Source organism: Polaromonas sp., assembly GCF_041689105.1.
GTDB lineage: Bacteria > Pseudomonadota > Gammaproteobacteria > Burkholderiales > Burkholderiaceae_C > Polaromonas.
The window spans coordinates 1-6,870 of record NZ_JBDNGU010000166.1 but is presented as its reverse complement, the minus strand read 5'-3'; the positions used below and the strand labels follow the sequence as shown (position 1 = coordinate 6,870).

Annotated in this window: 10 protein-coding genes; 6 read left to right on the top strand and 4 right to left on the bottom strand. The window is 65.0% G+C overall.

Annotated features, from left to right (window positions below; all coding sequences use genetic code 11):
* Positions 1–606 (top strand): alpha/beta fold hydrolase (locus ACESMT_RS17070; protein ID WP_372827798.1); only part of this gene is annotated, 606 nt, incomplete at its 5' end.
* A 116-nt stretch (positions 607–722) separates the two neighbouring features.
* On the opposite strand, the gene minE is transcribed toward ACESMT_RS17070, so the two are convergent.
* The 3 genes from minE to minC form a co-directional block, all read right to left on the bottom strand.
* On the bottom strand, positions 723–986 hold the full coding sequence (minE, locus tag ACESMT_RS17065) for a cell division topological specificity factor MinE (RefSeq protein ID WP_372827797.1): 264 nt from the start codon (positions 984–986) through the stop codon (positions 723–725).
* Between the two features lie 6 nt (positions 987–992).
* Entirely contained in the window at positions 993–1,808 is an 816-nt protein-coding gene (gene minD, locus ACESMT_RS17060) for a septum site-determining protein MinD (RefSeq protein ID WP_372827796.1), read from the bottom strand.
* Between the two features lie 166 nt (positions 1,809–1,974).
* Positions 1,975–2,733 (bottom strand): septum site-determining protein MinC, encoded by a 759-nt coding sequence (gene minC, locus ACESMT_RS17055; protein ID WP_372827795.1) that lies wholly within the window; start codon positions 2,731–2,733, stop codon positions 1,975–1,977.
* Between the two features lie 417 nt (positions 2,734–3,150).
* On the opposite strand from minC, the gene ACESMT_RS17050 reads away from it, so the two are divergent.
* From ACESMT_RS17050 to ACESMT_RS17030, 5 genes are all read left to right on the top strand, one after another.
* The gene (locus tag ACESMT_RS17050) at positions 3,151–3,498 is read left to right on the top strand and encodes a hypothetical protein (protein ID WP_372827794.1); all 348 of its coding nucleotides are present in this window, start codon (positions 3,151–3,153) and stop codon (positions 3,496–3,498) included.
* Positions 3,499–3,529: 31 nt separating this feature from the next.
* On the top strand, positions 3,530–3,859 hold the full coding sequence (locus ACESMT_RS17045; RefSeq protein WP_372827793.1) for a hypothetical protein: 330 nt from the start codon (positions 3,530–3,532) through the stop codon (positions 3,857–3,859).
* A gap of 179 nt (positions 3,860–4,038) precedes the next feature.
* Positions 4,039–4,305: a YkgJ family cysteine cluster protein gene (locus tag ACESMT_RS17040; protein WP_372827792.1), complete on the top strand. Its 267-nt coding sequence runs from the start codon at positions 4,039–4,041 to the stop codon at positions 4,303–4,305.
* A 76-nt stretch (positions 4,306–4,381) separates the two neighbouring features.
* Positions 4,382–5,485 (top strand): alkene reductase, encoded by a 1,104-nt coding sequence (locus tag ACESMT_RS17035; RefSeq protein WP_372827791.1) that lies wholly within the window; start codon positions 4,382–4,384, stop codon positions 5,483–5,485.
* A 49-nt stretch (positions 5,486–5,534) separates the two neighbouring features.
* On the top strand, positions 5,535–6,194 hold the full coding sequence (locus tag ACESMT_RS17030; RefSeq protein WP_372827790.1) for a hypothetical protein: 660 nt from the start codon (positions 5,535–5,537) through the stop codon (positions 6,192–6,194).
* 5 nt (positions 6,195–6,199) lie between these two features.
* Here the strand turns inward: ACESMT_RS17030 and ACESMT_RS17025 are convergent, their stop codons facing one another.
* A complete protein-coding gene (locus tag ACESMT_RS17025) occupies positions 6,200–6,781 on the bottom strand; it encodes a hemerythrin domain-containing protein (RefSeq protein WP_372827789.1) in 582 nt (193 codons plus the stop codon).
* Between the last annotated feature and the right edge of the window lie 89 nt (positions 6,782–6,870).

The following is a 6,870-nucleotide window of genomic DNA, read 5'->3' as shown; positions in this document are numbered from 1 at the left end:
GCTTATGTGCGCTTTGTCACTGCCGTGATGGACCAGCTGGGCGTGCAGCGCTTTGTGCTTGCGGGCAACTCACTGGGCGGGCAGGTGGCCTGGGAGACGGCGGTGGCGCTGCCGCAGCGCGTGGCGCAGCTGGTGCTGGTTGACGCCAGTGGTTACCCGGCGGAGTCGGCCAGTGTTGCGCCTTCGGTGCCGCTGGGCTTTCGCATTGCACGCATTCCCGCGCTGCGGGCGCTGACGCAGTACACGCTGCCGCGCAGCCTGGTTGAAAAGAGCGTGCGCAATGTGTATGGCGACCCGGCCAAGGTGACGCCCGAGCTGGTGGACCTGTATGTCGACATGACCCTGCGCGCCGGCAACCGCAAGGCGCTGGGCCGGCGCCTTGACCAGGGCTACACCGGCGATGTGGCCGGGCTGAAGACGATGGCCGTGCCCACGCTGATCCTCTGGGGCGGGCAAGACCGCCTGATCCCGCTGGAGTTCGGGCAGCGCTTTGCGCGCGATATTGCGGGCAGCCGGCTGGTGGTGTTTGACGACCTGGGCCACGTGCCGCACGAGGAAGACCCGGCGCGCACGGTGGCGGTGGTCAGGCAGTTTCTGGGCTTGTAGGCCGCAGCCGCGCTTTTGTCTGTCATGCCGGACTTGATCCGGCATCCATCTTCATGAACCCCTGACATGAGTTCGTGCGGCATGGATTGCGGATCAGGTCCGCAATGACAAAACGGCTACTTGCCGTCGGGCAGCTCGATTTTCACTTCGAGCACGTCCAGGTTGTCCTGGCGCTCCAGGTTGACCTTGATGTCGTCCGGATTGATGTTGATGTATTTGGAGATCACCGCGATCAGATCGCGCTGCAGCGCGGGCAGGTAATCGGGCTGGTGGCCCTGGCGGCCCGAGCGCTCGTGCGCCAGGATGATCTGCAGCCGCTCTTTGGCGACACTGGCGGTTTTTTTCTTTTCGCCGAGCAGGAAGGAGAGGAAAGAAGCCATGGCGGTTTACTTGCCTCCAAATACACGTTTGAAGAAGCCGACCTTGGGCGCTTCGGTAAAACGCATGGGTTTGTCTTCGCCGAGGAAACGCGCGATCACGTCCTTGTAGGCCTCAGACACATCGCTGCCGTCCATGTGTACCGCCGGCACGCCCTGGTTCGAGGCTTGTAGCACCGACTCGGACTCGGGGATTACGCCGATCAGCTTGATGCGCAGGATGTCCTTGATGTCTTCGAGCGACAGCATCTGGCCCTGGTCGACGCGGCTGGGGTTGTAACGCGTAATCAGCAGGTGCTCCTTGATCGGGTCGCCGCCTTCCATGCCGCGTTTGGTCTTGGAGGACAACATGCCGAGGATGCGGTCAGAGTCGCGCACCGACGACACCTCGGGGTTGGTGACGACCAGCGCCTCGTCGGCAAAATGCATGGCCATCAGCGCGCCGGTTTCGATGCCGGCGGGGGAGTCGCAGACGATGTACTCGAAGTCCATGGCGGCCAGGTCATTAAGCACTTTCTCGACGCCTTCCTTGCTCAGCGCCTCTTTGTCGCGGGTCTGCGAGGCGGCCAGCACGTAAAGGTTGTCGCACTGCTTGTCTTTGATGAGTGCCTGGTGCAGGTTGGCTTCGCCCTGGATGACGTTGATCAGGTCATACACCACACGGCGCTCGCAACCCATGATGAGGTCGAGGTTGCGCAGGCCGACGTCGAAGTCGATGACGGCGGTCTTGTGCCCGCGCATTGCCAGGCCGGTTGCAAAGCTGGCGCTGGTGGTGGTTTTGCCCACGCCGCCCTTGCCGGAGGTGACCACGATGATTTTTGCCATGGGGAGAAAGTCCTTTGGATTTCGAAATAACAGAAGAGGGTTCAGGTCAGCGCGGGGTAAGGCGCCCGCATTTTTCAGTAGGGGCCGCGGATCTGGCTTTGCCAGTCCGCAGGCGCAGCGCCCCCTCGGGGGGCAGCGCAGTACACGAAGTGACAAGCGTGGGGGCTCATATCGGACTCATGACGAGCTTGTCGCCCTCGGGCCCTGGCTCGAGCCGCACCTGTGTCGGCTTGCCCCACACGCCGTCGGGCAGCGGGGTTTCGCTGGTGCGGTAAATGCCCGCAATGGACAGCAGCTCGGGCTCCAGGCTCAGCGCAAAAATGCGCGCGTCGGCATTGCCGCGCGCGCCGGCCATGGCCTTGCCGCGCAGGGGCGCGTACACGTGGATATGGCCGTCGGCAATCACTTCGGCACCGGCGTTGACCATGGCGAGCATCACCAGGTCGCGCCCGCGCGCGTACACCTGCTGGCCCGAGCGCAGGGGCTTGTCGATGACCAGGGCGCCCTGTGGTGGCGCGGCCAAGGGCGGTGCCTCCAGTGGCGGCGCTTGCACGCGGGTGATCACCGGCTCCTGCGTGCGTGCCGCGGTGATGCGCGCGTCGGGCGCAGCCAGCAAGCCGGCGGCAGCGGCGGCGGCCATTTGCACCGGGTTGCCGCCGCGCACGGCGATAGGTGCCACGCGGTAGCTGCGCATCAGTGCCAGCAGCGCGCCGAAGTCGATGTCGCGGTGGTCGTCGGCCAGCGCGGACAGCTCGATCACCAGCGGGTCGTTGTCGAAAAAGTCGGGAATGTCGCCAAAACGCAGCGCCAGGTCGCGCGACAGGGCGTCGAGGTCGGGGGACTTGAGCAGCAGCGCAACCAGGGGCAGGTTGGCGCTTTTGATTTCGAAGGTGGCGGGGGTGCTGGCCGGGAGGGCAACGGTCATGGGGGCAATGGTCGCCGCGTTGCTGCGGGAAAAATGAGTGTCGGTCGCTGAGTCTGTGAGACAGCGTAGCCCGAAAAGGGACGAATCTTAACAGCGGTGCATGACGCAGTTGTGAGGGAATGAAACGCCTGTGACGACCGTGACTTGTGGGAGGCCTGTTTTCAGGAGCCCCGCCATCAGCCTGCAAGTCAATGTGTGAAGCGCGCCAGTGCGATGTCGGGGGCGCAGCCCGGCAGGGGTGCGCTGCATGGGCAAAGCCTGCGCTGCGCTGCGTGGGGGCAAAAACCCTCGCGGACCGGTCCTACAGCGATGCGGGCTGGCTACCGATAAGGAGCAGCCGGCGCCGGCCCTACGGTGGTGTGATGAGCCGGATTGACTGGCCTGCTGCAACGCCATGGGGCGTTGAAAGGAAATTTCATGACAATCCATCGCCTTATTGTTGTGGCTGCCCTCTCGGCCGCCGTGCTCGGCATGTCCGGCGTGGCGCTGGCCCACCCCAGCACCGCGCCGGATAACGCGACGACGGTGCCGCCAGACATGGGCGTCAAGCCCGCCATGCGCGGCGCGAGCGCGCCCTTGCCTTCGCCGGAAGATCTCAAGCCGAGGATGCGGCCCGAACTTGATCCGCGCATGAAGCCGGAAGAACTCAAACCCGCATTGCGCCCGGGAATGCGGCCCGAAATGAGCCCCGGCATGCAGCCCAACAGCCAGAAACCCCTGAAGACGGACGCCAACACCCAACGCGGCGGCAGTCCGGCCAATTGATGGCCTCCACGACCACGTCATGCGCAACGCCATGAACAAGCGCTTGTCACGGAGGCTGGTGCCGCCGTCGGTAGTGCTGCTGGCCATGTTCGGAAGTGGCCTGGCCGGCGCACAGGATGCGCCTCTTGAGCCGAGCATCAACCGCAACCCGGCTTACCGCGACCAGTTGCCTCCCAACCCGGTGCCAGCGCCCAGTCCGCGCTACAGCGTGGTTCCGCAGCCTGGGCCGGATGATCCGCGTGACTCGGATACACGCCCGGTGCAACGGCCCGGCGGCGGTGCCGAGCGCAATGCGCCAGCGCCCACCAGCACGGGGCCGACCCACCTTGCGCCATCCGCGCCAGACAGGACACGGCGCTAACGTGCAACACAGCCACAACACAGCGGCACACTTGTCTGGACGCGCGATAATCGTGCCCAGCCTTGCGCGCATGCTGACCATCAAAATAACCTGCAGCCCTCTCTGTGCGAGCGCAAGCAGCTCCTGATTTCATAGCGCCCAGTGTTTCACCCAACATCTCTCCACCGCCCCAACTCCCCATGAACTGCCGTCCAGGCTGCGGCGCCTGCTGCATTGCGCCATCGATCAGCTCGCCGATTCCCGGCATGCCGAAGGGCAAGCCGGCGGGCGTGCGTTGTGTGCAGCTTGATGAGTCCAACGCCTGCCGGATTTTTGGCCAGCCGGAACGTCCGGTGGTTTGCGGGCAGTTGCTGCCATCGGCAGAGATGTGCGGCACGACGCGGACTGAGGCGCTGACCTGGCTGGCCCGGCTGGAGCGGGCGACGGCGCCGCAGCCGGTAGCGTGAAACCAGCAGCCCGTGCGCCACCAGCTATTTCATGTCGGTCCACACTTCACGCAGTTTTCATAACTTTGGATAGTCCATGCCTACTCTCTTTGACCCCACGCAAGCCGGCGACCTTGAACTCGCCAACCGCATCGTCATGGCGCCGCTCACGCGCAACCGCTCGCCCAACGCCGTCCCGCCCGACATCGCGCAGACCTATTACGCGCAGCGCGCCAGCGCCGGCCTGCTGATCACCGAGGCCACCGCCATCAGCCACCAGGCCCAGGGGTACTCGGACGTGCCGGGCCTGTACGGCACCGAGCAGCTCGACAGCTGGAAAAAAGTCACCCAGGCCGTGCATGACAGGGGCGGCAAGATTGTGGTGCAGCTTTGGCATGTGGGCCGCATCTCGCACACTGATCTGCAGCCCGACGGCGGCAAGCCGGTGGCGCCCTCGGCCATCACGGCCAAAACCAAGACGGTGCTGATCAAGGACGGTGTTCCGTCCTTCGTGGAGACCTCCGAGCCGCGCGCCCTGAAGGCCGAAGAGCTGCCCCGCATCGTGCACAGCTACCAGGCTGCTGCGCGCAACGCGGTGGAAACCGCCGGCTTTGACGGTGTGGAAATCCATGGTGCCAACGGCTACCTGCTGGACCAGTTCCTCAAGGACGGCTCCAACAAACGCACAGACGATTACGGCGGCAGCATTGAAAACCGTGCCCGCCTGTTGCTGGAAGTCACACGCGCCGTCACCGCAGCCGTTGGCGGCGGTCGCACGGGCATCCGCCTGTCGCCGGTCACGCCGGCCAACGATGCCCATGACGCTCACCCGCAGCCGCTGTTTGACTACGTCATCAAACATCTCGCCACGTTGAACCTGGCTTATATCCACATCATTGAGGGCGCCACCGGCGGCCCGCGCGTCATCGACGACCGGCCGTTTGACTACGCCGCACTGAAAGCCGCCTACCGCACGGCCGGCGGCAAGGGTGCATGGATGGTCAACAACGGCTACGACAAGGCGATGGCGGAACAAGCCGTGGCCGACGGCGCCGACCTGGTCGCCTTTGGCAAGCTCTACATTGCCAACCCTGATCTGGTCGAGCGACTTAAAGCCAACGCGCCGCTCAACACGCCGGACAAGGCGACGTTTTACGGCGGCCACGAAAAGGGCTACACGGATTACCCCGCGCTGGCCTGAGCCTGCCGGGCTGCGCCAGAGTCGGTGAACGGGCTCTAAACTACGCGGCATGTTGACACTCTCTGGTGCCCCCCTGCTTGCGCGCTTTCTGCTTGCCACCAGCCTGCTGGCCTGCGGCTTTGCCAACGCCGGCCGCCCGCTGACGGTGGACGACGCCAACACCGATGATGCCGGCAGCGGCCATGTCGAGGGCTGGTATGCGCGCCAGCCGGGCCGCGCCAACACCTGGACGGTGGCTCCGGCGTACGCACCCATCGATGGCCTGGAGCTGGGCGCATTGGCCACGCGCGACCGCACGGCGGCCAGCACCAGCCAGTCGCTGCAGGCCAAGTGGCGCATCACGCCGTCACGGGAGAACGGCTGCAACAGCGCCGCCGTTCTGGGCGTCAGCCAGACACGCGGGCAAAGCGGCACCACGCCTTTTCTCAACGGCTTGCTGACCTGCAGCAGCACATGGGGCGCCACCCACATGAATCTGGGTGCACAGCGCGCTCCGGGCGGACCAGGCGTCGGCAGCTGGGGGCTGGCCCATGAGCGCGAATGGGGCCAGGTCACCATGCACGCCGAAGCCTTCGGCCAGCGCCTGGCCAAACCCACGTTCCAGATGGGCGTGCGGACCAACCTGGCCCGTCAGCTCCAGGTCGATGCAACACTGGGGCGCATTAATCGCGAAACGCTGTTCAGCGTCGGGCTCAAACAGTCGTTCTGAAGTGATCAGGCATCGCCGACGCCAATAGGCGCCGGTGATTTCAGCACGATGCGTGTGAAAAGCCGGTCGTAGCAGGGGTCGCGCAGCCCACCGGACAGCGGGTCGCGGTCACGCTCAAAGGCCGCGTCCAGCTCGGCCCAGTCCGCTGCACTCAGCGCCTTTTCGGCGGCGGGCAGCAGCTGGGTTTCTTCGGTCTGCATGTGTGCGAGGTAAAACGCCACGTACACCAGCGCCGTGTCTGAAAAGGCGTCACGCCGGGACTCTCCGATCAGCTCCCAGGCCAGCAGCAGATGCTGCAGCTCACGCACCTTGCCCTCGCCGCTCATGTGATCAAGCTCCAGCCGCTGGATCACCGGCATCAACTCAGGCATGGCGCGTGCCAGCCGGGGAAACAGCAGTTCCGACTCCTTCGGGTGGTGCAGCCGCTCGGGAAACTCGTCGATGTAAAACAGCATGGCGCGCAACACGTCGAAAAACCGCTCCGGCGCATCGCCCGGTCCGCGCGTGACCATCATTGACAGCGAACGCAGCACCGCAGCCAGGCCGGCGTGTTCGTCGCGGATGATCTGCAGCGTGGAATGGGGCATGTGCCAAGCTTGGCACGGGCGCTCGTGCTGCATTTTGATTTAGGTCAATCTTAGGAGCCTGTCGGACTTGGGAATCGTCGGCTGCAAAT